Raw genomic sequence first — 25589 nt, 5'->3', positions numbered from 1 at the left:
CCGGCCACATGTCGTCAGGTCGAGAAAGGCAGACGGGGTACTTATATGCGTCATTTCGGGCACATCCCGTCCACCGCACGGGCTGGGCTGTTCCACCGGGAGCCGGCCGCGTTCACGGCCGACTCGCCCGCGCGCACGCTCGCCGTGGCCCTGGGTGCCACGCTCTACAGCCCGGCCACCCGGCCGCGGCTCGCCGACGACGTGCGCAAACAGGCGGCGCGCGGAGTGGTCTCCATGGTGCTCTGCCTCGAGGACTCCATCAACGACGCCGACGTCGAGGCCGGGGAGGACAACCTCGTCCGCCAGTTCGCCGACCTCGCCACCCCCGTGACGGACGCCGACACCGCCCCGGACGTGCCCCTGCTCTTCATCCGGGTCCGAGAACCGCGCCAGATCACCGACCTCGTCGCCCGACTGGGCGAAACGGTTCGCCTGCTGTCCGGATTCGTACTGCCCAAGTTCACGGAGAGCCGCGGCCGCGCCTTCCTCGAAGCGCTCACCCAGGCCGAGCTGGCCTGCGGCCGGCGCCTCTTCGCCATGCCCGTCCTGGAGTCCCCCGAGCTCCTCCACCTGGAGACCCGGGCCGAGACCCTCGCCGGCATCGCCTCGATCACCGACAAGTACCGCGACCACGTCCTCGCGCTGCGCCTCGGCGTCACCGACTTCTGCTCCGCCTACGGGCTGCGCCGCTCGCCCGACATGACCGCCTACGACGTCAAGATCGTCGCCCACGTCATCGCCGACGTCGTCAACGCCTTCGGCCGCTCCGACGGCACCGGCTTCACCATCACCGGCCCCGTCTGGGAGTACTTCCGGCCCGGCGAGCGCATGTTCAAGCCCCAGCTGCGCCGCAGCCCCTTCCTGGAGGGAAGCGCCGAGGACCTGCGCACCGCACTCATCGCGCACGACCTCGACGGCCTCCTGCGCGAGATCGAACTCGACCGCGCCAACGGACTGCTCGGCAAGACCTGCATCCACCCCACCCATGTGGTGCCGGTGCACGCACTCTCCGTGGTCAGCCACGAGGAGTGGACCGACGCCCAGGACATCCTGCGGCCCGAACTGGACGGTGGCGGAGTGCTCCGCTCCGCCTACACGAACAAGATGAACGAAGTGAAGCCGCATCGCGCGTGGGCCGAACGAACCCTGCTGCGCGCCGAGGTGTTCGGCGTCGCCAAGGAGGACGTCGGCTTCGTGGATCTGCTCACCGCCGGACTTGCCGGCTGACGAAGGGACGTCGACGACGTGGTGTGGACCGGAACGTGGGTCGCGGAGCGACTTGGCGTCGAACTGATCGGCCACGAGGAGCTACCGGCCCTGTTGGGCCTCGCACTGCGTCGCAACCCCAAACGGGCGCATCTGCTGGTCTCCAGCGTGCTCGGCAAGCACGTGCCCCAGCGCCCGTCCGTGGTGTACGGCTCCGGCCTCGACCTCGGCCGGCGCGTCCGCGCCCTCCTCGGCGACGAGGAGGCCGCGCGGTCCGTCGTCCTCGGTTACGCGGAGACCGCCACCGCCCTCGGCCACGCCGTCGCCGACGGCCTCGGCCTCGCCCCGTACCTCCACTCCACCCGGCGGCCGGTGGCCGGCGTCGCCCGCGCGGGGGGCTTCGAAGAGTCCCACTCGCACGCCACCTCGCACCTGCTGCTGCCCGAGGACCCGAAGCTGCTGGCGGGCGACGGGACGCTGGTCCTCGTCGACGACGAGTTCTCCACCGGCAACACCGTCCTCAACACCGTCCGCGCCCTCCACGAGCGCTACCCGCGCGACCGGTACGTCGTCGTCGCCCTCGTCGACATGCGCTCCCCCTCCGACCTGGGCCGTCTGGACGCCTTCGCCGCGGAGATCGGCGCCCGCGTCGACCTGGTCTCCGGCGCGGCGGGAACGGTACGCCTCCCGGACGGCGTACTGGAGAAGGGCCAGGCCCTGGTGCGGCGGCACGAGACGCCGTACGAACCGGCAACCCGCGCCGCCGCGGGAGCCGCCGTGCGCATCGACCTCGGCTGGCCCGAAGGCGTACCCGACGGCGGACGCCACGGCTTCACCCCGGCCCACCGCGCCGCCCTGGAGACGGCGCTGCCGACGATGGCACGCAGGATCGCGGAGGCGGTGGGGGGTGCGGAGGCGGCCACGACCACGGGGGCGCTCGCCGCCATGGAGACGCTCGCCGCCACGGGGGCGCCGACCGCGGCAGAGCCGCTTGCCACTACGGAGGCCCCCGCGGCCACCCACGGGCCCGCGGCCACCGACGCGCCCGCGCCCACCGACGGGGCGGCCACCGACGGGCCCGCGGCCACCGACGCGCCCCCAACAGGCGACGCGCCCCCAGCGGCCGCCCCCACTCCCCCCGGCCCGCCGCCCGCAGGGCCCCGCGTGCTCGTGCTCGGCTTCGAGGAGCTGATGTACGCGCCCCTCCGTCTCGGCACCGCCCTGGAGGACGCCGGTCACGACGTCCGGTACTCCACCACCACCCGCTCGCCCGTACTCGCCGTGGACGACCCCGGCTACGCGATACGCACCCGCATAGTGTTCCCCGCCCACGACGACCCCGCCGACGGCCCAGGCGAGCGCTACGCCTACAACGTGGCGGGCGCGGGCTTCGACGCCGTCGTCGTGGTCGTCGACTCCACCGCCGACACCCCGGCCCTGCACGCCCCGGACGGCCTCCTCGCCCAGCTCGCCGCGCACATCCCGCGCGTCGTGCTCGCCGTCGTCCCCTCGTACGAGCCGTCCACGCCGCACGCGACGTCCACGCCGTACGCCCCCCAGGTCTCCGACGCCGAAGACCACGAAGACTCCGAAGCTCCCGAAAGGAGCTCCATGCTGCCCGAGCCCCTCCGCGGCCCCGCCTTCTCCTCGTACGCCCCCGAGGAGGTCGGCTGGCTGCTCCAGGACCTCTCGGACGTCGAGCTGGAGGCGCCCACCGAGGAACGCGAGGAAGCCATCCAGAGCGGCGGCGCGCACTACGCCGAGTCGCTCCCGGTCGAGTACCAGCCCAACGCCCGCTACCAGGAGCTCTTCCGCAGCGCCCTGGAGAGCTCCGCCGCCCGCATCGCCCGCGCCGTAGGCACCGTCACGGAGACCGTCCTCGCCGAGCGGCCCGGCCGCAACCCGGTGCTCGTCTCGCTGGCGCGGGCCGGCACCCCCGTCGGCGTCCTGATGCGTCGTTGGGCGGCCGCCCGCCACGGCCTCGACCTGCCCCACTACGCCGTTTCCATCGTGCGCGGCCGCGGCATCGACGCCAACGCGCTGCGCTGGCTCGCCGCCCACCACGACCCGGCCGACGTCGTGTTCGTCGACGGCTGGACCGGCAAGGGCGCCATCACCCGCGAACTCGCCGAGGCGATCAGCGTGTTCGAGGAGACCGAGGGCATCACGGGCTTCGACCCGGAGATCGCGGTCCTCGCCGATCCGGGCTCCTGTGTCCGCACGTACGGCACCCGCGAGGACTTCCTCATCCCGTCCGCGTGCCTCAACTCCACGGTGTCCGGCCTGATATCGCGCACGGTCCTCCGCGCCGACCTCGTCGGACCCGACGACTTCCACGGCGGCAAGTTCTACCGCGAACTGGCCGACGCCGACGTCTCGAACGACTTCCTGGACGCCGTCGCCGCCCGCTTCGACGAGGTCACCGGAACCGTCGACATCGACGTCAAGGAACTCCTGGCCACCGACCGCACGCCCACCTGGGAGGGCTGGGCCGCGGTGGAGCGGATCAGCGAGGAGTACGGCATCCACGACGTCAACCTGGTCAAGCCGGGCGTCGGCGAGACGACCCGGGTCCTGCTCCGCCGCGTCCCCTGGAAGATCCTCGCCAAGCGGGGCGCGGACGCCGACCTCGCACACATCCGCCTGCTCGCCGAACAGCGCGGGGTGCCGGTCGAGGAGGTCGACGACCTGCCGTACAGCTGCGTGGGCCTGATACACCCTCAGTACACGAAGGGTGCGACGGGCGCGGACGGCAAGGCGGTGGTGTCCCAGTGAGTACGACACAGAGCACCGCAGAGAATACGACGCACAGCACGACACACAGCCCGACGCAAAGGCCGGCAGAAGGCCCGCTCCAGGGCGCACCCCCGACCGCGGCATCGAGCACGCCCCAGGGAACTCCCCAGGGCACGCCGCGGAACGCGACGCGCGGCACGACGATGGTCGCGAGCGACCTCGACCGGACCCTCATCTACTCCTCCGCGGCGCTCGCCCTCGGCATGCCCGACGCCGAGGCGCCCCGGCTGCTCTGCGTCGAGGTCCACGAGGCGAGACCGCTGTCCTACATGACGGAGGACGCGGCCGAACTCCTCGCCCGGCTGTCCGAAGAGGCCGTCTTCGTCCCGACCACCACGCGGACGCGCAAGCAGTACCAGCGCATCCAACTCCCCGGTAGCGCGCCGAAGTACGCGATCTGCGCGAACGGCGGGCACATCCTCGTCGACGGCGTCACCGACGAGGACTGGCACGAGTCCGTCCTGCGCCGGCTCGCCGACGAGTGCGCGCCGCTCTCCGAGATCCGCGCCTACCTCACGGCCACGACGGACCTGTCCTGGGTGCGCAAGCACCGCGTCGCCGAGGACCTGTTCGCCTACCTCGTCGTCGAGCGGGAACGGCTCCCCGCGGACTGGCTGGGGCGCTTCGGCGCCTGGGCGGGGGAGCGCGGCTGGACGGTCTCGCTCCAGGGCCGCAAGGTGTACGCCGTACCCAAGCCGCTCACCAAGGGCGCGGCCGTCCGCGAGGTCGCCCGCCGCACCGGCGCCACGCTCACCCTGGCCGCGGGCGACTCCCTCCTCGACGCCGACCTGCTGCTCGCCGCGGACCGGGCATGGCGCCCCGGCCACGGCGAACTGGCCGACAGCGACTGGACGGCCCCGCACCTCCACGTCCTCGCGGAGCGCGGGGTCGCGGCGGGGGAGGAGATCCTGCGCCGCTTCCGGGCGGCCGCCGCCGTGTAGAGCTCGCGGTGGACGTTCGCGGTGGGTCAGCCGCAGCAGCCCCCACCGCAGCAGCCGCCCCCGCCGCCGCTCGGCGCGGGGGCGGCGGAACCGCCGACGGCCACGGCCGAGAGCAGCTTCACGGTGTCGTCGTGCCCGGCGGGGCAGGAGGCGGGATCGGAGGACTCGGCCATGGGACGGCTGAGCTCGAAGGTGTCGCCGCAGGTGCGGCAGCGGAATTCGTAACGAGGCATGGGCCCAGGCTAGAGCCTGTGACCCCGCACGGGCAGGCCCGCCTCCGCCTTGTCCCCGGCCGGCGGTACGTCCCCGAACCCCGGCCCTGTCCCGGTGGTACTTCCCCGAACCTCCGCGCCCGGTCCCGTCCCGGTGGTACCTCCCCGAACCCCGATTCCCGGCCTCGTCCCGGCGGTCAGTGACCGGCGGCGCCCCGCTCCTCCCGGATCTGCCCCACGACATGGGCCGCCATGCCCCGTACGCCCTCCAGTTCGGTGAGGAAGTGCCAGTAGTCCGGGTGCCGGCCCTCCAGGGTGTCGACCGCGCGGCCGAGCCGGGCGACGGCCTCGTCGAGGGGCCGGGCGTGACGCGGGTCGGGGGTGCTCCGCCCGTCCATCGCGAGCCGCTGGGCGTCCCGTACGGCGAACCGGGTGCGGTCGATCTCCGCCCTCGGGTCCTTCGCGACGGCGTCGAGCAGACGCAGCCGGTCCCCGGCGGCGGAGACGGCCTCGTCGGTGGAGTCGAGCAGCGCGCGGACGGTCGAGAGCATCGAGGCGGCGTCGGGCCAGCGCTGCTCGGCGCGTGCCCTACCGGCCTCGGCGAGCCGGTCCTCGGCCTGACGGAGCGTGTCGGCGGCCTGTTCCGGTACGTGCTGGAGATCCTGCCAACAAGGCGCGGTGAACCGCCGCCGCAGCTCCGAGAGGACCGGCTCGACGCCCCCGGCGCGGGTGGTCAGGGCTTCGGTGCGGGTACGGAGGGAGACGAGGCGCCGGTCGATCTCGGCGGCCCGCTCGGGCAGGCGCTCCGCCTCGGCCCGTACGGCTTCGGCGTCACGCAGGACCCGGTCGGCGCGCTGGAGGGTCTCGGGGACGCCGTGCCGGCCGGCGCCTTCGTTGAGCCGGGTCAGGTCGGGTCCGAGGGCGGCGAGCCGGGCGGCCAGGTCGTCGGCGCGCAGCCCCCTCTCGCGTACGGAGTCGAGGGCGCCGCTCGCGCCGCGCAGGGCCTGCCGGGCGCGCTCGACGGCGGGGGCGAGGCGGGCGAGCTGTGTCTCGGCGCGGTCGAGCAGCGGCCCGAGCCCCTGCTCGAACCGGTCGAGCTCGCCCTTGACCCGGTCGAGCTCCTCCTTGGCGCGGGTCAGCTCGGCACGGGCCCGCCCGGCGGTCGCCGCGTCGAGCTCGTCGCGGTCGAGGTCGTGGGCGTCGACGGCGCCGATGTAGAGGTGGCTGACCTCGTCGATACGTCGCCCGAGGGCGTCGAAGCCCTCGACGGCACGGCGCGCGTCGGGGGAGCTGTCGACGGCGGTGATGGTCTCGACGGAGATCCGCAGCCCGCGCTGGGCGGTGTCGAGCTCGTAGAAGGCGGAGGCGGCGGCGTCCTTGGCGGCCTGCGCCTCGGCCCGCTGACTCTCCCCCCGCCCACCGAACCAGCGCCGGGTCCCTCCACCGGCGAAGGCGTACGGCACCAGCGCGGCGGCGAGCAGGGGCAGGGCGAAAGCAAGCGGAAGCACCCTGGCGGACCCGACTGCGGAAGCGGCGACCGAGCCCTCCGCGGTCGAGATCCCGGACGCCGTACGCGCCCGGGACTCCCGCCCCGTACGCGCCTCTCCCCGGCTCGGCGCATCACGACGCCGAACGCCGCTCGCCCCCCTCGCGTCGCTCGCCGCCACGTACCTCTCCCGTGCTGTGTCCGCCGTGCCCGGTCCGGTCCATTCTCCCACCTGGTAGGGACGCACACACGAGCCGATCAGTTCGCGACGACGCCGAGGTCGCCCCGGCGCCGAGGGCCGCCACCGACGCCGGAGGTCCCGGAACCGGCCCACACCCCACTACCCCGCGTAACACCCCGTCGACCATCCGCACCCACGGCCGCAGGCGCACCCGACCCGGGGTATCCGTTTGCGGCACGACCCCGTGCGCCATGTAGGCTGATGCCTCTTCCACGGGTGCGTAGCTCAGGGGTAGAGCGCTGCTCTTACAAAGCAGATGTCGGCGGTTCGAAACCGTCCGCGCCCACCAGGAGAAGTAGCAGGTGAAAGCCTGTCGCGGCCCCTCAGTCGAATCGGCTGGGGGGCCGTTGCGCGTTCGAATGCCGCCTGGATGCCGTATCCCCGCACAGAGCTGGACCTGACGGATCGGGCGGTCCGTCCGTACTTTCAGCCGCCGGGTAGTTGGCCCGATATGTCATCGACGCTGTCGAGGGAACGCCCGGAGACTGAGGTTGTTCGCCGACCGCTGCGACAGGTTCGACTTCAGGGAGACCGCATGCGCACCCACCTTGCCGCCGCTCTCGGCGCCGTTGCACTGACGACGAGCATGCTCGTGGGCGCGTCGCCGGCCGCCGGTGTCGGCGGCTCCGCCTATCCGACCAGTGCGTTCGAGGTCGTCGTCGGGAACACGTACACGAAGGGAATCATCACCTGGTACAACCGGTCGGTCCACGTGGCCGGGGAGCACAAGTCGGTCGACCCGGCGAGCTGCCGGGGGACCACGGCCTACACCCTCGACTCGGCGGACAGGCAACTGGGCAAGAACGTCAGCCCCTACTTGGTGTGCGGTCTCAGCCGCACCTTCAGCTTCGATGTGCCCGCGGACGTGCCCGGTGGAGCCGCGGTCGTGCGGGTCTGCCTCGACGACGGAGTGAAGGCCCTGGAGTGCAGTCGCCACGGACGCTGATCCCGGTCCCGGCCCCGCCCGCCTGCCCAACCTCCGTAGGTCTCGGGCGTGACAGCGGGAACCGTTCCTCCGGATCCTGCGTGACGTCTTGAGGGTGCGGTCGGCTGGTGGAGGGGATCTGATGAGAACGCGGACGATGATGAGCGCGGCGGTGTCGGCCTGCGTGGTGCTGATGGCGTGTGGGTGCGGGCCGGAGAAGGCGAAGGAAGACGCGGCTCCGAAACCCTCGCAGCCGTCCGCGTCCCCGTCGGCGAAAGAGCCGTCGGCCGCACCGTCTCCGTCGGCCGCCACCGGGAAGCCGTCGGCCGCCACCGAGAAGCCGTCGGCCGTCCCTACCGGCGATCAGCCCGCGCCCAGGACGAAGGAGCGCGCGATCCAACGGTACGAGCAGTACCTTCACGGCCTTGGGCGTGAGGACATCGGCACGGTCTGCGAAGTGGCCGGGCCGGGTGCGAAGAAGGCGGAGGAGCAGGGGTTCGGTCCCTGCACGTCGACGTACGTCATCGTGTTCCAGATGGTCTCCCCCGAGCAGAAGAAGGCACTGCGAACCGCGACGGTCGATCCGCGGCGCGTCGTCGTGCGCTCCCTCGACAGGATCGAGATGCCGCTCGAAGCGGTCAGGTCCTCCGCCACCTTCACCGAGAGCGACCTCGGAAGCTACACCCTGGAGTACCTCAAGGACGACTACTACATCACCGACGGGCAGTGACCTGCCGTACGCGAAGGTCCGGGCGGCTGCGCCGGCGTGTTGACGGGGAATCAGGATTGCGGATGTACTCCCCCCATGGTTGAGGTGGGGGGCACGCCCGACGTCGGGGCGCGCGGTGGGGAGATGACGCCGCAGCGGTACATCGAGACGAGGCTCTCGCAGTACCGGGAGTGGTACGACGCCAAGGCGACCCGGATGAAGGCGATGCATCTGCGGATGCGGACCGTGTCCGTCGTCGGTGCGGCGCTCGTGCCGGTGTTCGTGAATCTCGATCTGGCCTTCGCCCGGGTCACCGCCACGGTCCTGAGCGTGATCGTCGTCGCCGCCGTGTCGCTGGAGAGCGTCTACCGGTACCGGGAGCAGTGGAAGAACTACCGGTCGACCGAGCAGCTGCTCGGGCACGAGCGGGTCTACTTCGAGGCCAGGGTGGGGCCGTACCACGGCGTGTCGAAGCGTGACGCGTTCTCGACGCTGGTCGCCCGGGTCGAGAGGGCCATCGCCAACGAGAACTCCGCGACCCTGAACGTGATGACCCTCGGCGGGCAGGTCGGCGCCGACGTGCAGCAGCACGGGATCCCGTCTCCCCGGGTCTCGCCGGAGGCCGTCCCCGACTAGGGGCCCCAGGGGCTTTCCCGGGGCCCCTGGCGCGTCAGGTGCGGTGCGGGGTCAGCACCACGTGTAGTCGACCCGCGTCGAGTTGTACGAGCAGACGTCGATCCGCGTGCCGTTCGCCTTCTTCAGCGTCGCCGTGTCGCGGTCGTTGTTCCAGACGTACGCGCCGCGGTTCTGGTAGACGTTCGCGGCGGTGTTCGTGCCGCGGCCCGTGCGGACCGTCACGATCTTGCCCTTGCCGAGCGTGAAGTTGCCGAAGGTGTACTTGTGGTTGGCCGCGTCCGTGAGCGTCCAGCCGCGCAGGTTGACCGCCGCGCCGGTCGTGTTGCGTATCTGCACGTACTCGGCGTTGAGGCTCGTGTTCGAGCGGCGGTCCGTGCCGGGGCTGTCGTAGTAGATCTTGTACAGGTGCACCGAGCCGGCGGCCTGCACCTGCGTGGGCAGCAGCAGGATGCCGGAGGCGGCGGCCGCGGTCACGGCCCCGAACGTGCGTGCGCGAAGCATGAATGTCCCTCAGTTTCTGCCGGACGCCCGCCGATGGGCCCCGACGAGCACACAGAAACGCACGCCCTTCACTTCTTCTGCACGGAATCCGCAGGGTTGGCGGAGAGGTTATTTAGGATTGTCTTATGTTCGACGAGCCCTTGTGTCTCACCGTCCTCGGTTCCGCCACGCCTTACGCCCGGCCCGGCAACGCCTGCTCCGGACTGCTCGTCGAAGGCGGCGGCGTCCGCGTCTGGGTCGACGCCGGCAGCGGGACCCTCGCCGAGCTCCAGCGGTACGTCGCCCTGGGCGCCGTCGACGCCGTGTGGATCTCCCATCTGCACGCCGACCACTCCGCCGACCTCCTCACCGCCTTCTACGCCCTGCTGTACGCGGACCTCGACCTGCAACTGCCGGTTCCCCTGTTCGGTCCGGCCGGAACCGCCGACCGGCTCGCCGCGTTCCTCACCAACGGACCCGACCGCAGCCCCGTGGAGCGCGCCTTCGCCGTGGAGGAGCTGTACGACGGGCATGTCGTACGGATCGGAGGGCTCACCCTGCGGTCCCGGGCCGTCACCCACGGGCCGCCGGCCTTCGCACTGCGCGTGGAGGACGGGGCCGGGCGCTCGCTCACCTACTCCGGGGACTGCGAACCCTGCCCCTCCCTCGACGAACTGGCCCGTGACTGCGACCTGTTCGTGTGCGAGGCGGACGGCGGGACACCCGGCCACCACTCCGCCGAGCAGGCCGGCCGGACTGCGGCCCGCGCCGGCGCCGGCAGCCTCGTCGTGACCCACGTCGGGTCGGGGCTCCGACCGGAGGAAGCCGTCGCGCGGGCCGCGACCGAGTTCCCCGGGGAGGTCGCCCACGCCGATCCGGGGCGCCGGTTCGAGGTCACGCGTCGAAGTCGTACTCCAGGACGTACGACGACGAGTCCAACGTCATCTCGTTGAGCTCCACGGCCGTCCCCTCCGCCGTGAACGCCGTACGCCCGATGAGCACCACCGGCGTCCCGAACTCCAGGGCCAGCCGCTCCGACTCCTCCGCCGTCGGCATCCGGCAGCGGATCTCCTCACGGAACCGCACCGGCCGGTGGCCCAGCTCGGCGAGCCGCGCATAGGTCCCGCCCGGCCCCGTGTCCGGCTCGGTGATCGGCGTCCCCCGCACCAGCTCGGCGGAGAGGTACGAGACGGAGAGCAGCACCGGCTTGGAGTCCAGGACGAAACGGCGGCTGCGGACACAGACGGGAGCACCGGGCGACAGGTTCAGCGCCCCCGCGACCCGCGCGCCGGCCTCCGTCTCGCCCACCTCGATCCGGTCGACGACCAGGTCCCGGTCCTCCACGTCCGCCGACCAGACCGAACGCCCGTTGCCCCACCGCTCGCCGGACAGCCGGGGGATGCCCCGGCGGCGCAGCGGCCGGAAGACGCGGACGAAGACCCCGGCGCCCTTCCGGGCCTCGGCGAGGCCCTCGCCGCGCAGCACGGAGAGTGCCTGGCGCGCGGTCATCCGGGCCACCGCGTACGTCGCCATGAGGTCGTTCTCGCCGGGGAGCCGCTGGCCCGGCGCGAAGGCGCCCGACTCGATCGCTGTCCTCAACTCGTCGGCGATGCGCTGGTACTTGGGGCGGCGAACGCTGTCCTGGTCAGTCACGGGTGGACCACTCCCTTCATCTGCGGGACACCCTACGGCGCACCCCGAGGCCGAAGAGCACACGTGTACGCCGCCCCGCCCGGTCGATCCATCCATCGGGGGGCATCTCTAGAGATACGTTGACAGGGCCGGTGCGCCGGGCTTCTCTGGGTGTCCCCATGCTTCAGGGACCGGGACGGAGGGGACACGTGCAGCCACTGCCCGAGGTCGGCGACCTCGTCCGCGACACCGCCACCGGACGGGTCGGGTTCTACGTCGAGAGCGTCTCCGGGCGCTTTCTGATCCGGGCCGTCCACGGCGGCGGCGAGTGGGATGCCGCGCCCGCCGACGTCCAGCCCGCCACGCCCCTGCGCGAGCTGCGGGCTCGCGCCGCCGAGATCAACGCGCGTAGCCGACGCGGCCTCGGGGCCTGAGCCACTCGCCGACGGGTCGTCCGGTCGCCGGGGTGTGGGGCTGGGGTCTGAAGGGCTGGCTTGGTCGGCGGGGTGTGGCGCTGGGGTCTGAGGGGTTGGCTTGGTCGGCCGGGGCCCCTCGGCTCGGAGGGGCTTGGTCGGCGGGGTGCGCCCCGGGCCCTGAGAGGCTTGGTCGGCCGGGGCGGGCCGGGGGCTCGGCGCGGTTGTCAGTGGCGCGCGCCACACTGGAGGCATGTGCCGCAGCATCAAGACTCTCCGACCGCCCGTGCTGCCCGAGGAGGCGACCGAGGACGACATCCGCGCCGCCGCCCTGCAGTACGTCCGCAAGGTCTCCGGGTTCCGCGCCCCCGCCGCCCACAACCGCGAGGTCTTCGAGCGGGCCGTGGACGAGATCGCCGACGCGACCGCGAGACTCCTCGACAACCTGGAGGTGCGCGGTGCGCACCCAGGCGTCAGGAGGCAGGAGCGGGAGCCGCAGCCGGACGCCGTATGAGATAGGCGGCGAGGCCGCCCGCCAGGAAGAGCGCTAGGGTCGACACTCCCGCGCTGAACCAGGTCGCGCCCAGCCACTGACCGCCGAGCCAGCCCAGCCCCACGCTGTACGAGGCCCAGGTCACGCCCGCGAGCGCCGACCACGGCAGGAACTCCTCCACCCGTCGCTTCGCCGCGCCCGCGCCGAGCGAGACCACGGACCGGCCCGCCGGGGCGAAGCGCGCGAGGACGACGAGCGGGCCGCCGCCTCGCGTCAGCGCGGTGCCGAGACGTTCCTGCGCGAGGGACAGACGCCTGGACCGGGCGATCGCCCGGTCCAGCCTGGCGCCGCCCCGCCTCGCCAGCCGGTACGCGAGGAAGTCGCCGAGGACCGAGGCCGTGGCGGCGCAGAGGAGCAGGGGGAGCAGTGACGGTACGTCGGGGGTGGCGGCGGTCGCCGTCGCGGCCGCCGTGGCGGCGGTGATCACGAGGAAGCCGCTCGGCAGCACGGGCAGGAAGACGTCGAGCAGGATCGACGTCGCCACCACCGGGTAGATCCATGGGCCGGCGGTGAGCGACCGCAGCGATCCCAGGCTGTCGAGCAGATTCACAGGGGCAGAGCCTACGCGGGGGCCACGGACCGCCCGCCGGGCGGGTGCCGGGGGTCGGGTGCGGGGGTGGACGCCGGGTCTCTGCGCTGGTGGACGCCGGGTCTCTGCGGGGGTGGGCGCCGCCTCGAGACGGGGTGGGTTGAGGGAGTCCGGTCGGTGCGGCGTACCCGTACGGCGAGGCTCAGGCCGTGACCCGCACGCCTCGGGCCTCGTGGGCCTCCCGGGCCCCGTGGTCCTCCCGGGCCCCGTGGGTCTCGTGGTCCTCGTGAGCCCTGTGGTCCCCGTCCGTCCTCCGCGTGGCCGTGCCGGTGCCGCCGCGGGTCCCGAAGAGCCGGTCGACGGCGAGCGCGCCCGGGCCCGTGAAGACGAGCAGCGCGAAGGACCAGCAGAACAGGGCCGGGGTCTCGCCGCCGTTCTGCATCGGGAAGAGGGACTCCGGCTGGTGGACCGTGAAGTACGCGTACGCCATCGAGCCCGAGGCGAGGAACGCGGCGCTCCGGGTGCCGAGGCCCGCCAGCACCAGGCCGCCGGCGAGGAGCTGGATGACGGCCGCGTACCAGCCCGGCCAGGTGCCGGCCGGGACGGTGCTGCCGCCGAGGACGCCGAAGAGCGAGGCGGCGCCGTGGCAGGCGAAGAGCAGGCCGACGACGACGCGGAAGAGGCCGAGGGCGTACGGCTGCGCCTGGCCGAGGCGGCCGGCGAGGCCGCTCGCGCCGCTCCGGAGGGTCGGGTCGGTGTTCATGGGGGACTCCTTCGGCCGGTGGGGACGGAAACCGATGACCTTAGGTTAGGCAGCCCTCACCAGTACTTGCAAGTTCAACATTCGCCTCGCCGGGGAGTGGAGGCGAGGCGCACTCCCCGGCGGGCGATGCTGACGAGACCTCAGGAGCGCAGCTTTCAGCAGCCGTTCAGTACGGACTGGAGGGCGCTCTTCTCGGCGGAATCGATGCTGAGGTTCCAGTGGTGCTTCACGTGCACCCAGGCGCGCGCGTACGTGCAGCGGTAGGCGGTCCTGGAGGGCAGCCACTCCGCCGGGTCGAGGTCGCCCTTCGCCTGGTTGACGTTGTCCGTCACGGCTATGAGCTGCGGCCGGGTCAGGTCGTTCGCGAAGGCCTGGCGCTGCGAGGTCGTCCAGGAGCTGGCGCCCGAGCGCCAGGCCTCGGAGAGGGCGACGACGTGGTCGATGTCCAGGTCGGAGGCGACGGTCCAGGTGGCGCCGTCGTACTCCGAGTACCAACGGCCGCTGACGGAGGCGCAGCCGGAGTCCGTGACGACGTTCACGCCGTCGCGCTTGAGGACGGTCTCGCGGGTGTTGCAGGCGCCGGACTGGGTGATCCAGTGCGGGAACAGATCCCGGCTGTAGCCGGAGGAGGAACCTTCCGCCTTCACGGTGAGGGTCGCCAGATAGGTGCGGGCGGTGGCGGCGCTCACGGGGGTGGGCATGGCCGCCTGGGCGGCCGGGGCGGCGGCGAGGAGGCCGGTGACGGTGAGGGCGGCGGAGGCGGCGAGGACCGTGAGTCGACGCGCGTAGATCTTGGCGACGGACATGTGAACTCCCTTGAGGTGGGGGGACCTTGGCTGGGCCGTCCCCGCGGGTGCCGGGCGTCGGCCCGGTCATCGTGGTGGCGCGAGGTGTCGACGGGGGGTGCGCCAGGTAACAGAGTGGCGACATGGACACGTCATATCAAGGGGTGGGAGGTGTCTGATGGAGCGCCAGATTCCGCGGGTGCCGCGTGGTTCGCCGTACGCGACGAGACCCCGGGCCGTTCCCGGCCCGGGGTCTCGTCGTGCGCTGTCGTGTGCTCGTCGCGTTCGTCGTGCGCTGGTCGTGCGCTCGTCGCGTGCTGGGTGGGGTCTCGTCGGGTGTACGTCGGGTACGAAGTGCGGTCCCGCCGTGCGGGAGTGAGGTCCTACGGAAGGACGGTCAGGAGAATCGATCCGTCGGCCGTCGACTCGACCCGCAGACGGGTGAGGTCGGCAACGTGCACATCGGGCGCGAGGGCCGCCGCGCGCGGGCCCACGCCCACGATCCGCATGCCGGCCGCGCGGCCGGCCCGGATGCCGGCCTCCGAGTCCTCGAAGACGATGCAGTCCGCGGGAGCGAACCCCAGCTCCGCCGCGCCCTTGAGGAAGCCCTCCGGGTCCGGCTTGCTCGCCCCGACCTGCTCCGCGGTCACCCGGGTCTCCGGCATCGGCAGCGCCGCGGCCGTCATCCGGGCCCGCGCGAGGGGCTCGGTCGCCGAGGTCACCAGGGCGTGCGGCAACTCCGCGAGCGCGGCCAGGAAGGCGGGAGCGCCGGGGACGGGTACGACGCCGTCGAGGTCGGCGGTCTCCTCGGCGAGCATGACCCGGTTGTCGGCGTAGTTCTCCTCCATGGGCCGGTCCGGGAGGAGGACGGCCATCGTCGCGTACCCCTGGCGACCGTGGACCACCTGGAGCACGGTGTCCGCGTCGAGGCCCTGCCGCTGCGCCCAGCGCCGCCAGCAGCGCTCGACGACGGCGTCCGAGTTGACGAGGGTGCCGTCCATGTCGAGGAGGAGGGCGCGGGCGGTGAGCGTTGCCGGGGTGGTGGCAGCCATCGGGTCTCCAGGGAGGGTGGCGCGGAGAACGAAGCGGTCCCGCCCACCGGTCAGGGTATGCGGGCGGGGCCACTTTGTTCTTCTACGATACAAAACCGAGGGCGGTCTTGGCCAGCCGGTCCGCACAACGGGACCCGCCCCCTCCCGCCCCCCGCCTCGCGTACCGTCCGCCTTCAGCCTCAGCCTCAGCCTCAGCCCCCGCCTCACGCCTCAGACGTGGGGGGTGCTCTGCTCCAGGAACCGGCGCGTGTCGGGGCCGTACACGCCCTCAGGGTCGCTCGTGACGTGTACCCAGACCTGGTAGATGGCCACCGCCTCCCAGATGTCCTGGTCGTACTTCCCGTCGATGCGGCCCCGGTAGATCGACACGGCGGCCAGGCGCCGCTGCAACTCCTTCACCTCCTGCCCGGTGGAGCCGACGCTCAGGGTCGTCACCTCCTCCTCGTCCTCCTTCGGGGGCTCCGTCGGAGGCGCCGTCGTGACCGGTGCCGTCGTCGGCGGCGCGGTCGTCGGTACCGACGGGGCAGGGGACGCCGGCGGGGCCCCGGCGCCCGTCGTGTCCGCCGAGGCGCTGGGCGTCGCGCTGGTGCCGCTCGCGGAGGGGGTGGGCGTCGGCGACGCGGACGTCCGGCGGGGGGTGGGGGAGGACGAGGTCGGTTCCGGGCTCGCGGAGGAGGAGGACGGAGTCGGAGAGGGGGCCTCGGACACGGCGAGGTTCAGGGACGCGCTCGTGGTCACCTCGGGTACGGCCGCCCGGTTCTCGGCCTCGGCCCCGCCGCCGAGCACGGCCGCCGCCAGGGCCGCCGTGCCCGCCACGGCGGCGGCGGCCATCACCGCGACCGCCATGCCCCGCCTGCGCCCCCGGCCCTTGCCCTGCTCCTGGCCGAGTGGTGGTGGCACGTCGCCGACGCCCCGCAGCAGCAGCATGGTCTCGGAGGGGTCGCCGTCGGGACGGTGATCGCCGTACGGCCCCGCCGCGTACGCCTCTCCCGAAGGCGCCCCCGCCGGGTACGTCTCTCCGGCGTGCGCCTCTCCCGCGTACGCGCCCCCCGCGTACGTCTCTCCCGTATACATCCCCGCCGCGTCCTCCTGGGACTGCAGCGTCACGTACGGCCTGATCCGTAGCGGATCGAAGTCCTCGGCAGCCGCCAGTTCCGCCTGGGCGCAGGCGCAGCCAGGTCTTTGTACACCGCATTCAGGACAGATCTGTCCGGTCATGATGGGTCCCCTCCCCGAGACAACTGCGAGCGATTATGCAGCCCGTCCCCTCCCCGTGGGCGAACAGCCGTGCCCCTCCGGAGGCCATAACCGGACATTCGGACCAGGATGGAGAGGTCGTCCCATGGGCCGTCCGGCGGGACGCCCGACGAGACGCCCGAGGAGACGCCCATGGCCCAGGAGACACGTCCCTCCCAGCTCGGCGGCGCCCCCGCCCCCGGGGAGGGGCAGAACCACCGCACCGTCCTCGTCGCCATCGGCGCGCTCCTGCTCGGCATGCTGCTCGCCGCGCTCGACCAGACCATCGTCTCGACCGCGCTGCCCACCATCGTCAGCGAACTCGGCGGCATGGAGCACCTCTCCTGGGTGGTCACCGCCTACATGCTGGCGTCCACGGCCGCGACCCCCCTCTGGGGCAAGCTCGGCGACCAGTACGGGCGCAAGAAGCTCTTCCAGGCCGCCATCGTCCTCTTCCTCATCGGCTCCGCCCTCTGCGGCATCGCCCAGAACATGCCACAGCTCATCGCCTTCCGCGCCGTCCAGGGCTTCGGCGGCGGCGGCCTCATGGTGCTGTCGATGGCGATCGTCGGCGACCTCGTGTCCCCCCGGGAGCGCGGCAGGTACCAGGGCCTCTTCGGCGCCGTCTTCGGCGCCACCAGCGTCCTCGGACCACTGCTCGGCGGCCTCTTCACCGAGCACCTCTCCTGGCGCTGGGTCTTCTACATCAACCTGCCGATCGGGATCGTCGCCCTCTTCGTGATCGCCGCCGTACTGCACATCCCGAAGCGCCCCACGCGGCACACCATCGACTACCTCGGCACCCTCCTCATCGCCTCCGTCGCCACCTGCCTGGTCCTCGTGGCCTCCCTCGGCGGCACCACATGGGCGTGGGGATCGGCGCAGATCATCGGCCTCGCCGCCCTGGGAGCCGTACTCCTCGTCTGGTTCGTCCGGGTCGAACGGCGGGCGGCCGAGCCCGTCCTCCCCCTCAAGCTGTTCAGGATCCGGACCTTCACCCTGGTCTCGGTCATCAGCTTCGTCGTCGGCTTCGCGATGTTCGGCGCCATGACCTATCTGCCGACCTTCCTCCAGGTCGTGCAGGGCGTCACCCCGACCATGTCCGGCGTCCACATGCTGCCGATGGTCGCCGGCATGCTGATCACCTCGACCGCCTCCGGCCAGATCGTCTCCCGCACGGGCCGCTGGAAGGTCTTCCCCATCACCGGCACCGCCCTCACCGGCCTCGGGCTGCTCCTGCTCAACGAACTCACGGAGACCAGCTCCACCTGGGAGATGAGCGTCTACTTCTTCGTCTTCGGCGCCGGACTCGGCCTCGTCATGCAGGTCCTCGTCCTGGTCGTGCAGAACGCCGTCTCGTACGACGACCTCGGCGTCGCCACCTCCGGAGCCACCTTCTTCCGCTCCATCGGAGCGTCCTTCGGCGTCGCCGTCTTCGGCACGATCTTCACCAGCCGGCTCACCCGCAAACTCGACGACGTGTTCGCCGGAGCCGCAGCCTCCGGCCAGGAGCTGCCACCCGGCGTCGGCCCCGACCGGATCGCCGCCGACCCGCGCACCCTCACCGAACTGCCGGCCGAGCTGCGCCCCTCCGTCCTCCACGCGTACGCCACCTCCATCACCGACGTCTTCCTGTACGCGGCGCCCGTCGTCCTGGTCGCCTTCGTCGTCGCCTGGTTCCTCAAGGAGGACAAGCTGCGGGGCTCGGTCACCGCGCCCGACACCAGCCAGACGCTCGCCTCCAACCCCGTCGAACGGTCCTCCTACGACGAGTGCGCCCGAGCCCTGTCCGTCCTCGGCTCCCGCGAGGGACGCAAGGCGATCTACGAGAAGATCACCGCCCGCGCAGGGCTCGACCTGCTGCCCGCCGCGAGCTGGCTGCTGCTCCGGGTCCGCCGGCACGGAACCGTCGAACCCGCCCGGCTCGCCGAAACCGTGCCCGTGCCGCTGCGGGCGATCACGGAGGCGTCCAGGCAGGTGGAGGAACGGCGTCTGGTCACGCGGGAGGGGCTGCAGCTGATCCTTACCGAGGAGGGCGTGCAGGCGGCGACGAGGCTGGCCAAGGCGCGGGAGGAGTCCCTCGCCGAACTCCTCGGCGACTGGTGGGGACCGGACCGGCCCACCGACCTCGTCCAGCTGGTGGAGGAGCTGACGGCGGAACTCTGCGGCTCGGACGGGGAACGCCCCCACGAGCCGGACCCGCCCCGCGACCACCACGCCTGACGGGCGCTGCCGGAGCCTCGTCCCCCCGGCGGCACCGGACCGGGCGCCCGCCCCGCAAGGAACGGCAGACCCCACCGGCCGCACCGGCCCCACCGGCCCCGGGAAAGCGCGGGTCAGAGCTCCTTGCCGTACCAGATGTCCATGTACGGGCCCGTGCAGTACGCCGGGATCTCCGCGTACCCGTGCCGTGTGTACAGGGCGCGGGCTTCCACCAGGTCCAGGCGGGTGTTGAGGACCATCCGGCGCGCGCCGAGCGCACGGGCCGCGTCTTCGAGGCCGTCCATCAGGAGACCGGCGCCGCCCAGGCCACGGAAGGCGTGGCGCAGGAAGACCCGGGTCAGCTCGGCGCGTTCCCCGTCGAGCAGCAGCACCCCGCCGCAACCGGCGGCCTTGCCCTCGTACCGACCGACGAGGAACTGCCCGGTCGGCGGGGTGAGCAGCTCGCCCCCGTCGTTCGTCAGCCCTTCGTCTATCTCCGCTCCGGTCGCGGGGCGCTTCCAGTAGCGGCTTGCGACGTCGTCGTAGTAGTCGCGGCGCAGCGAGGTCGCATCCGGCGTGTCGACGCGCTCGGGGGAGAAGGTCCAGGTCATGCGCGCCATTGTGCGGCGCGCACGACCGACGGCGCAGCTCAGTTCTTCGGGGACGCCTGCTGGACGACCTCGAACGACCACAGGGTGGACCCGGAGGCGGCGGGCTTCGGCCGCTCGCCGCCCCCCTCGCCGCCGCCCTGGTGCGCGGCCTTCATGGAACCGTTCATCCAGGCCTGGAAGTCCTCCTCACTGCGCCACCGGGTGTACACCAGGTACTGGTCGGTGCCCTCCACGGGGCGCAGCAGCTCGAACCACTCGAATCCGTCGGACCCCTCCACGGCCCCGGCCCGCGAGGCGAACCGCTTTTCGAGCACCTCACGCTGCTCGGTCGGCACGGTCAGGACGTTGATCTTTACCACACTAGGCACATGACACCTCTCAGGAAGCACAGGCAGGGCGCTGCGCCGAGCCTTGATCACGTACGTGCAGTCTCGTACATCCGCCAGTCAAAGCGGCGTGAGGACGACTCGCAGGCATCGCCCGTGGCGCAGCGCGAACGGTGCGCCTCGCTGATCGCGTCGAAGGGGTGGAGCGAGGCGGGCCACTTCGAGGACGTGGGCAAGTCGGGATGGGACCCGAGCATCCACCGTCCGGGGTTCGAGGAGATGATGACGGCCGTGCGCGGCGGACACGTGGACGCCGTGGTCGTCTTCTCGCTGTCGCGTCTCACCCGCCGTGGTGCACTGGAAGCCATGCGGATCATCGAGGAGTTGGAGACGCACGGTGTGCGGCTGGTCAGCGTCGAGGAGCCGTACCTCGACACGTCCACCCCGGTGGGTGTCGGCATCCTCGCCATCATCGCGGGTCTGGCGCAGCAGGAGTCCGACATGAAGTCGGCCTACGTCTCCGCGACGAAGGACACGCTCCGTCGAGCAGGCAGCCATGTCTCCGGCGTCGCTCCGTACGGCTTCACGGCGGAGAGGGCGACGAGCGGCAAGCTGTCCGTCGTCCGACTCGTCCCGGACCCGGAGGAAGCCCCGCACGTCCGTGACATCGCCAAGTGGGCAGCAGAGGGAGTGTCTGCTTCGCAGATCGCAAAGCGGCTCAATGAGAACGGCGTCCCCACGAAGGCAGAGTCCTTGGGGGAGTCGGGGGCCAAGCGTCTCGCCTCGCGCCGTGCGCGCGGAGTCTCGGAGGCCGTGGAGCGGCCCGCGTGGGTGTCGTCCACCGTCCTGCGCATCCTGCGGGACCCGCGCCTCGCGGGATACGCGATCGAGTGGCAGGGACGGGTTCCGGCGAACAAGGACGCCGACGGCAACCCCGTTTCGGGCAAGACGGGGAAGCGCGTCATCCTGCGTGACGACGAAGGGCAGCCCGTCCAGTCGCACGAAGCGTTGATCTCCACGGAGGAGTGGTGGAAGCTCCAGGACGTGCTGGACGGCCGGACGCAGGTGGTCGTACGAGCGGGCCGACGCGTCCCTACCCTGCTGGCCGGACACGGACTGCTGTTCTGCGACCTCTGTGGTTCCGTGATGGTGACCGACCGGCGGGCCGGGAAGCTCTACTACAAGTGCAACCGGGCCGGGGGAGTCGTCGCGGGCCACGGCGGTCTCGTCATCGGCCAGGACGCGGCGGACAACGAGACCGCTGGGCGGGTGTGGGCGCGTCTTTTGGCCATGGACCCTGACGACCCGGAAGATCTCGAATGGTTGGCCGAGGCGTCACGGCGATTCGCTCGCCAACAGGACACTTCACAGCGAGACGCAGAATGCCTGGCAGCGCGAGCTGAGTTGGAGCACGTACGGGAGTCCCGCCGCATCCTTCATGTGGACCGGATTGCCGGCGTCTACGGTGACGAGTCCGGTGCGCAGATGTTCAGAGGGGCCATGGCGCGGTTGGCTGCCCATGAGGAGCGGATGGTCGAACGGTTGGCGCAGTTGGAGGCCCCCGGCGACCGAACCATCCAGATTCCCGACGAGTGGACGAGGGCGGACGGAGATCCCATCGGGGAGGGGTCGACGTGGGCGGCATGGGACGTGGAGAAGAAGCGGGAGTTCCTGGCACTCTTCGTCGACTCCGTGAGGATCGCCAAGTCCGTGGGCAGGGGCCGGAACGCGAACACGCGGGACCGTGTGATCGTGCGATGGGCTGAGACGCCAGACACTGCGGACGCCTGAGCCGCCCGGCAGACCTTGTCTCGGCCCGTTGCCGTGGACACCCGGCGGCGGGCCGCTCGGCGTTCCCCACCCCCACCGTGCTCAACCCCCTCCCACGATGTAAGGCGTGCGGAGAAGGGGGGCATGAGCCGACGGTGGAGGCCGACGGCTTCTAAGCTGGCCAACCGTGGCGGCACCCGCCCTACAGGCCGCTAGGTGAGCCGCTTGACCGTTCATCGATCCTTACGACGCTCATGGAGGGCAGGATATGACCCACAGCCCCACCGACCTCAGGGCCGACGCGGTACGGACCCTCGCCGCTCGCTGGTTGCCCTCCCTGGGGGACGGTGACTTCGTCGTCTCGCCCGCCGGGCTGTGGCTGGCGCTCGGGGCCGTCGCCTCGGGGGCGCGGGGCGCGACCGCCGACGAGTTGAGGGGGCTGCTCGGGGTCGAGGGAGAGGCGGCCGGCGAGGCCGTGACCCGTGTCGGGCGGTGGCTCCGCGGGGAGGGCGGGGTCGCGGTGGCGACCGGGGTGTGGATCACGGTGCCGGTGCTGGACGCGTTCAAGCGGGGACTGCCCGACGTGGAGTTCGGGCTGCTGCCCGGCGCGGTCCTGTTCGCGCTGCCCGACAGTGTCCTCGGGGCCACGGACGACATCTCCCTCGGTGAGATCCCGGATGCTCAGGAGGAGCTCGACGCCTGGGTGCGGGGTGCCACCGGGGGGCGGATCAAGCAGCTGCCGCTCGGACTCGACGGGTCCGAGGACCTGGTCCTGATCAACGCCCTCGCCCTGAAGGCGTCCTGGCTGACCGCCTTCCCCGGGCACCTCACCCGCGACGAGCCCTTCACCGACGGCAACGGCCGCACCACACCCGTACCGACCATGCGGCAGCGCGTTCCGGCCGGGTGGGTCTGGTACGTGGACGGGGTCACCGTCGTCGAACTGCCCTGCGCGGGAGACGGGGGTGTGCGCGTGCGGTTCGTGCTCGGCGACCCGGGGGCCGGGCCCGGCGACGTGGTGCCCGCCGCCTGGGCCGGGCCCGGTGAACGGCGGCCGCTCACCGCCGACGCGGCCGACCTGGCCCTGCCGCGCTTCACCCTCCGGACGAGGACCGACGCGAACGCCCACCTCGCCGCGCTCGGCCTCACCCGGGCGCTGCGGCCCGGGGCCGACTTCTCGGGCCTGTCCCATGCGGACGTGTTCATCGCCAAGGTCGTGCAGGAGGCGGTGGTCGAGATCGCGGAGGAGGGGGTGGAGGCGGCGGCCGTCACCCAGGTCACGATGACCCGCAGCGCCGCCCGGCCCCACCGCCCGGTGGTGGAGCCGATCGCCTTCGACCGGCCCTTCGGGGTGGTCGTCCTCGACGGTACGGGCGAGCTGCCGCTGTTCGTGGGCTGGCGGGCGAGCGGGTTGCCGGCCGACTGACGACACGTCAGCTGTCGACGCGGGCGAGCGGGCTGCCGGTCGGCTGAGGGCATGGCCCGGCGAGTGGCCGGTCAGCCGACGGCGTGGGTCGGCGGGCGAGCGAGGCTCCTCGTCAGCTGACGACGCGGGCCAGCAGCAGGCCGTCGTAGCCCTTGGCGCCGACCGTCTGGAGGGCGGTCGCGTCCAGGCGGGGTTCGCCGCCGACGAGGTCGAACAGCTCGCGGGTGCCGGTGATCGCCGGGTCGTCCGGGTGCGGGGTGACGATCGCGCCGCCGCGCACCACGTTGTCGACGATGATCACGGTGCCGGGCCGGGAGAGCTTCAGGGACCACTCCACATAGCGCGGGTTGTTCACCTTGTCGGCGTCGATGAAGACCAGGTCGAACGGGCCCGCGCCCTCCGCCTCAAGGCCCGGCAGGCTGTCGAGAGCGGCGCCCGTGCGGACCTCGACGACCGTGTCGAGGCCGGCGCGGGCGATGTTGGCGCGGGCGACGTCCGCGTGGGCGGGGTCGTACTCCAGGCTGATCAGCCGGCCGTCGGCGGGCAGGGCTCGGGCCAGCCAGATCGTGCTGTAGCCGCCGAGGGTGCCGATCTCCAGGATGTTCCGGGCGCCCTGCATCGAGGCGAGCAGATGGAGCAGCTTGCCCTGGTTGGGCGCGACGGCGATCTCGGGCAGGCCGGCCGCCGAGGACTCGGCGAGCGCGGCCGTGAGCACGTCGTCGGCGGGGGCGATGGTCTCGGCGAAGTAGGCGTCGACAGCGGTCCACTGGGGGTTCGTCATGTCTGCGAACGTACACCGGTGCCCACGGCGGGGCGGCGCCGTGCCGCGCGTACGAGCAGGAGCGCCGTGACCGCCACGAGCAGCAGGCCGCCGCCCACCGTCAGGAGCCACACGGGGATGCCGCCGCCGACGGTGAGCAGCCGGTCGGTGTACTCGACCCGGCGGTACGGGGTGTCGGCGACGACCCGCAGACGGTGGTCGTCGTCGATCCGGCCCGGGTTCGGGAACTTCTGCTCCAGGGACGTCAGATGGATTGGCCCCTCCCCGGCGAGCCGGGCGACGGCGCCCTCGGGGCGCTCGATCCGGCCGGCGAAGGTGACCTCCGGGCGGTCGCCGCCGATGGGGGAGCGGGGCTCCATCCGGTGGTCGGCCAGGATGTGGAGCCCGAGGGTCTGGGCGGTCGCCGCGAGGCGGGAGAGTCGCATGGGGTAGACGAGTTCGGGCGAGGCGAAGGTGATGCGCAGCGGCGTCAGCTCGCCCCCCAGGACGGCGTCCTTCTCCTCGGGCGCGAGGCGGACGGCGACGTACTCCCACTTCCGGTCCACGTACGGCTGGAGGGCGCCGGTCAGCCGGTCGGGCAGCTCGAAGCCGTTGCTCCGCAGCCAGTCGCCGAGGGCCTCGGGGTCGGTGGCGGTCAGCCGGGCGACGTCGAAGGGGCCGAGCCGCTCGCGGCCGACGACGCCCACACCGCCCGTGCCCGGCGCCGGGGCTCCCGCTCCGTCGCCGTAGTCGTGGGCGAACGGCCAGTCGTCCTCGCGCGGCCAGAAGTAGAAGCGGTCGCGCTGCTCGGGCTGGGTGAGCCGTTCGAGCGCGTCGAAGAGTTCCGGGTCGCCGAGGGTCACTCCGGCCCGGCTCGGCACCGGCATGATCCAGGCGGCGCGCCGGGCGTTGCCGTGGACGGCGAAGCGCATGACGACGGTCTCGGTGCGCCCGTCCCAGCGGACGGCGGACTCCTCCCGGTCGACGCCGATCCGCTCGGACCTGGTCGGGATCATGGCGCCGCAGCCGCAGGCGTACGCCGGTGCGACGAGCGAGCCGAGCTGGAGCGCGAGCAGCGCGACGATGGTGGTCAGAATCCTGTGGGTCCCCCGCATGCCGGGTGGGACGTGCCCGGCGGGTCTCCGGTTCCGTACGTCCGGCTCATGCGGGGGTACGCACCGGGTCTCCGGCGGTTGTGGCGGCCGGGGTGAGGACCGGGTCGGAGTCACGGAGACGCCGCAGGCCCCGCCCTCCCTGGACGGGAGGCGGGGCCTTGCGGGGGGCGCGGTTTGCGGCGGGGACTATCAGTACCAGCCGTTGGCCTGCCAGAACGCCCAAGCGGCGTTCGGGGAGCCGTAGCGCTCGTTCATGTAGTCGAGACCCCACTTGATCTGGGTGGCGGGGTTGGTCTTCCAGTCGGAACCGGCCGAGGACATCTTCGAGGCCGGCAGGGCCTGGACCAGGCCGTAGGCGCCGCTGGAGGAGTTGGTGGCCTTGTGGTTCCAGTGCGACTCGTGCTCGACGATCTTGCTGAACGACGCGTACTGCGAGGCGGGGACGATGTCACGGGCGAGCTCCTGCGGGCTGGCGGCGGAAGCCGAGCCCGTCGTGCCGAGCACCGCACCCGAGGCGCCCAGCAGCACTGCTGCGGTGGCGGCGAGGGACTTGTTGCGGGCGGAGACACGAGTGGTGAGCGAGCGGAACAAGGTTTCGACCTAACGTCGGGGACAAGGGTGTGCGTCAGGCGATTTCGGCAAGCCGGAACCAGAGCCCGGGGGACCCGGGGACTGGGGGGAACCGGCCGTCCGAGGCGCTGTGGTGAACACCGGCTGCCTGGCGACGTCCTCCAGACAAGCAGGGCTGGAACCCCGATGCAACGACCCCCTGTACGAGGCAGGT

The 25589-nt window shown here is 72.2% G+C and carries 25 protein-coding genes, 1 tRNA gene and 1 pseudogene; 13 read left to right on the top strand and 14 right to left on the bottom strand.

All coding sequences use genetic code 11. The annotated features are described in order from the left end of the window. Window positions 1–45: 45 nt before the first annotated feature. The 3 genes from ABZ567_RS02645 (at window position 46) to ABZ567_RS02635 (ending at window position 4943) form a co-directional block, all read left to right on the top strand. The gene (locus ABZ567_RS02645; RefSeq protein ID WP_360783764.1) at window positions 46–1227 is read left to right on the top strand and encodes an HpcH/HpaI aldolase/citrate lyase family protein; all 1182 of its coding nucleotides are present in this window, start codon (window positions 46–48) and stop codon (window positions 1225–1227) included. Between the two features lie 18 nt (window positions 1228–1245). Beyond that, the gene (locus ABZ567_RS02640) at window positions 1246–3981 is read left to right on the top strand and encodes a phosphoribosyltransferase (RefSeq protein ID WP_360783761.1); all 2736 of its coding nucleotides are present in this window, start codon (window positions 1246–1248) and stop codon (window positions 3979–3981) included. 164 nt (window positions 3982–4145) lie between these two features. Next, the gene (locus ABZ567_RS02635) at window positions 4146–4943 is read left to right on the top strand and encodes an HAD family hydrolase (RefSeq protein WP_360783760.1); all 798 of its coding nucleotides are present in this window, start codon (window positions 4146–4148) and stop codon (window positions 4941–4943) included. Between the two features lie 26 nt (window positions 4944–4969). Here the strand turns inward: ABZ567_RS02635 and ABZ567_RS02630 are convergent, their stop codons facing one another. Together ABZ567_RS02630 and ABZ567_RS02625 are read right to left on the bottom strand one after the other, a co-directional pair. Further along, on the bottom strand, window positions 4970–5176 hold the full coding sequence (locus ABZ567_RS02630) for a zinc ribbon domain-containing protein (RefSeq protein WP_360783757.1): 207 nt from the start codon (window positions 5174–5176) through the stop codon (window positions 4970–4972). A gap of 176 nt (window positions 5177–5352) precedes the next feature. After that, a complete protein-coding gene (locus tag ABZ567_RS02625) occupies window positions 5353–6663 on the bottom strand; it encodes a hypothetical protein (protein ID WP_360783754.1) in 1311 nt (436 codons plus the stop codon). Window positions 6664–7096: 433 nt separating this feature from the next. Here ABZ567_RS02625 and ABZ567_RS02620 point away from each other — a divergent pair. From ABZ567_RS02620 to ABZ567_RS02605, 4 genes are all read left to right on the top strand, one after another. Beyond that, window positions 7097–7171 (top strand) — tRNA-Val (locus tag ABZ567_RS02620). Between the two features lie 246 nt (window positions 7172–7417). Beyond that, the gene (locus tag ABZ567_RS02615) at window positions 7418–7828 is read left to right on the top strand and encodes a hypothetical protein (protein WP_360783751.1); all 411 of its coding nucleotides are present in this window, start codon (window positions 7418–7420) and stop codon (window positions 7826–7828) included. 121 nt (window positions 7829–7949) lie between these two features. Continuing rightward, window positions 7950–8537, top strand: a complete 588-nt coding sequence (locus ABZ567_RS02610) for a hypothetical protein (protein WP_360783749.1) — start codon at window positions 7950–7952, stop codon at window positions 8535–8537. 75 nt (window positions 8538–8612) lie between these two features. Continuing rightward, window positions 8613–9152, top strand: coding sequence for a DUF4231 domain-containing protein (locus tag ABZ567_RS02605; protein WP_360783747.1), 540 nt, complete (start codon window positions 8613–8615; stop codon window positions 9150–9152). A gap of 51 nt (window positions 9153–9203) precedes the next feature. On the opposite strand, the gene ABZ567_RS02600 is transcribed toward ABZ567_RS02605, so the two are convergent. Then, complete coding sequence (locus ABZ567_RS02600; protein ID WP_360783744.1) at window positions 9204–9653, bottom strand: lamin tail domain-containing protein; 450 nt, start codon at window positions 9651–9653, stop codon at window positions 9204–9206. A 125-nt stretch (window positions 9654–9778) separates the two neighbouring features. Between ABZ567_RS02600 and ABZ567_RS02595 the strand changes: the two genes are divergently transcribed. Continuing rightward, complete coding sequence (locus ABZ567_RS02595; protein ID WP_360783742.1) at window positions 9779–10585, top strand: MBL fold metallo-hydrolase; 807 nt, start codon at window positions 9779–9781, stop codon at window positions 10583–10585. On the opposite strand, the gene ABZ567_RS02590 is transcribed toward ABZ567_RS02595, so the two are convergent. Next, window positions 10527–11285 (bottom strand): GntR family transcriptional regulator, encoded by a 759-nt coding sequence (locus tag ABZ567_RS02590; protein WP_360783740.1) that lies wholly within the window; start codon window positions 11283–11285, stop codon window positions 10527–10529. The genes ABZ567_RS02595 and ABZ567_RS02590 overlap by 59 nt on opposite strands. Before the next feature lie 188 nt (window positions 11286–11473). On the opposite strand from ABZ567_RS02590, the gene ABZ567_RS02585 reads away from it, so the two are divergent. Next, window positions 11474–11698, top strand: a complete 225-nt coding sequence (locus ABZ567_RS02585; RefSeq protein WP_360783739.1) for a hypothetical protein — start codon at window positions 11474–11476, stop codon at window positions 11696–11698. Between the two features lie 232 nt (window positions 11699–11930). Beyond that, window positions 11931–12191 (top strand): DUF2277 domain-containing protein, encoded by a 261-nt coding sequence (locus ABZ567_RS02580; RefSeq protein WP_360783736.1) that lies wholly within the window; start codon window positions 11931–11933, stop codon window positions 12189–12191. Here the strand turns inward: ABZ567_RS02580 and ABZ567_RS02575 are convergent. The 5 genes and pseudogenes from ABZ567_RS02575 to ABZ567_RS02555 form a co-directional block, all read right to left on the bottom strand. After that, a complete protein-coding gene (locus tag ABZ567_RS02575) occupies window positions 12151–12774 on the bottom strand; it encodes a VTT domain-containing protein (RefSeq protein WP_360784999.1) in 624 nt (207 codons plus the stop codon). The two genes, ABZ567_RS02580 and ABZ567_RS02575, sit on opposite strands and share 41 nt — an antisense overlap. Before the next feature lie 331 nt (window positions 12775–13105). Continuing rightward, window positions 13106–13522 (bottom strand): annotated as a pseudogene (locus ABZ567_RS02570) (DoxX family protein); the annotation flags it as partial. Between the two features lie 155 nt (window positions 13523–13677). After that, window positions 13678–14328, bottom strand: coding sequence for an HNH endonuclease family protein (locus ABZ567_RS02565; protein ID WP_360783734.1), 651 nt, complete (start codon window positions 14326–14328; stop codon window positions 13678–13680). Window positions 14329–14690: 362 nt separating this feature from the next. Then, on the bottom strand, window positions 14691–15359 hold the full coding sequence (locus ABZ567_RS02560; protein ID WP_360783731.1) for an HAD-IA family hydrolase: 669 nt from the start codon (window positions 15357–15359) through the stop codon (window positions 14691–14693). A gap of 210 nt (window positions 15360–15569) precedes the next feature. Further along, entirely contained in the window at window positions 15570–16577 is a 1008-nt protein-coding gene (locus ABZ567_RS02555; protein WP_360783728.1) for a peptidoglycan-binding domain-containing protein, read from the bottom strand. A 171-nt stretch (window positions 16578–16748) separates the two neighbouring features. Here ABZ567_RS02555 and ABZ567_RS02550 point away from each other — a divergent pair, with 171 nt between their 5' ends. Continuing rightward, window positions 16749–18818, top strand: a complete 2070-nt coding sequence (locus tag ABZ567_RS02550) for an MFS transporter (RefSeq protein ID WP_360783725.1) — start codon at window positions 16749–16751, stop codon at window positions 18816–18818. 113 nt (window positions 18819–18931) lie between these two features. Here ABZ567_RS02550 and ABZ567_RS02545 read toward each other — a convergent pair whose 3' ends face one another. Continuing rightward, on the bottom strand, window positions 18932–19417 hold the full coding sequence (locus ABZ567_RS02545) for a GNAT family N-acetyltransferase (RefSeq protein WP_360783722.1): 486 nt from the start codon (window positions 19415–19417) through the stop codon (window positions 18932–18934). 29 nt (window positions 19418–19446) lie between these two features. Then, the gene (locus ABZ567_RS02540) at window positions 19447–19776 is read right to left on the bottom strand and encodes an antibiotic biosynthesis monooxygenase (RefSeq protein ID WP_360783719.1); all 330 of its coding nucleotides are present in this window, start codon (window positions 19774–19776) and stop codon (window positions 19447–19449) included. On the opposite strand from ABZ567_RS02540, the gene ABZ567_RS02535 reads away from it, so the two are divergent. Further along, the gene (locus ABZ567_RS02535; protein ID WP_360783716.1) at window positions 19777–21525 is read left to right on the top strand and encodes a recombinase family protein; all 1749 of its coding nucleotides are present in this window, start codon (window positions 19777–19779) and stop codon (window positions 21523–21525) included. It abuts the gene before it with no gap. A gap of 247 nt (window positions 21526–21772) precedes the next feature. After that, window positions 21773–22930, top strand: a complete 1158-nt coding sequence (locus tag ABZ567_RS02530; RefSeq protein ID WP_360783712.1) for a serpin family protein — start codon at window positions 21773–21775, stop codon at window positions 22928–22930. A 112-nt stretch (window positions 22931–23042) separates the two neighbouring features. On the opposite strand, the gene ABZ567_RS02525 is transcribed toward ABZ567_RS02530, so the two are convergent. The 3 genes from ABZ567_RS02525 to ABZ567_RS02515 all read right to left on the bottom strand — a co-directional run bounded on the left by ABZ567_RS02525 (window position 23043) and on the right by ABZ567_RS02515 (window position 25396). Beyond that, complete coding sequence (locus ABZ567_RS02525; RefSeq protein ID WP_360783709.1) at window positions 23043–23711, bottom strand: O-methyltransferase; 669 nt, start codon at window positions 23709–23711, stop codon at window positions 23043–23045. After that, entirely contained in the window at window positions 23708–24805 is a 1098-nt protein-coding gene (locus tag ABZ567_RS02520) for a DUF2330 domain-containing protein (RefSeq protein WP_360783706.1), read from the bottom strand. Before ABZ567_RS02520 ends, ABZ567_RS02525 begins: the two co-directional genes overlap by 4 nt. 189 nt (window positions 24806–24994) lie before the next feature. Next, the gene (locus ABZ567_RS02515; protein WP_360783704.1) at window positions 24995–25396 is read right to left on the bottom strand and encodes a transglycosylase SLT domain-containing protein; all 402 of its coding nucleotides are present in this window, start codon (window positions 25394–25396) and stop codon (window positions 24995–24997) included. Window positions 25397–25589 lie beyond the last annotated feature (193 nt).

This window comes from Streptomyces sp. NPDC016459, assembly GCF_040632845.1.
Taxonomy (GTDB): Bacteria; Actinomycetota; Actinomycetes; order Streptomycetales; family Streptomycetaceae; genus Streptomyces.
Note: the sequence above shows the minus strand (reverse complement) of the source record. Positions and strands in the feature narration are given on the sequence as shown.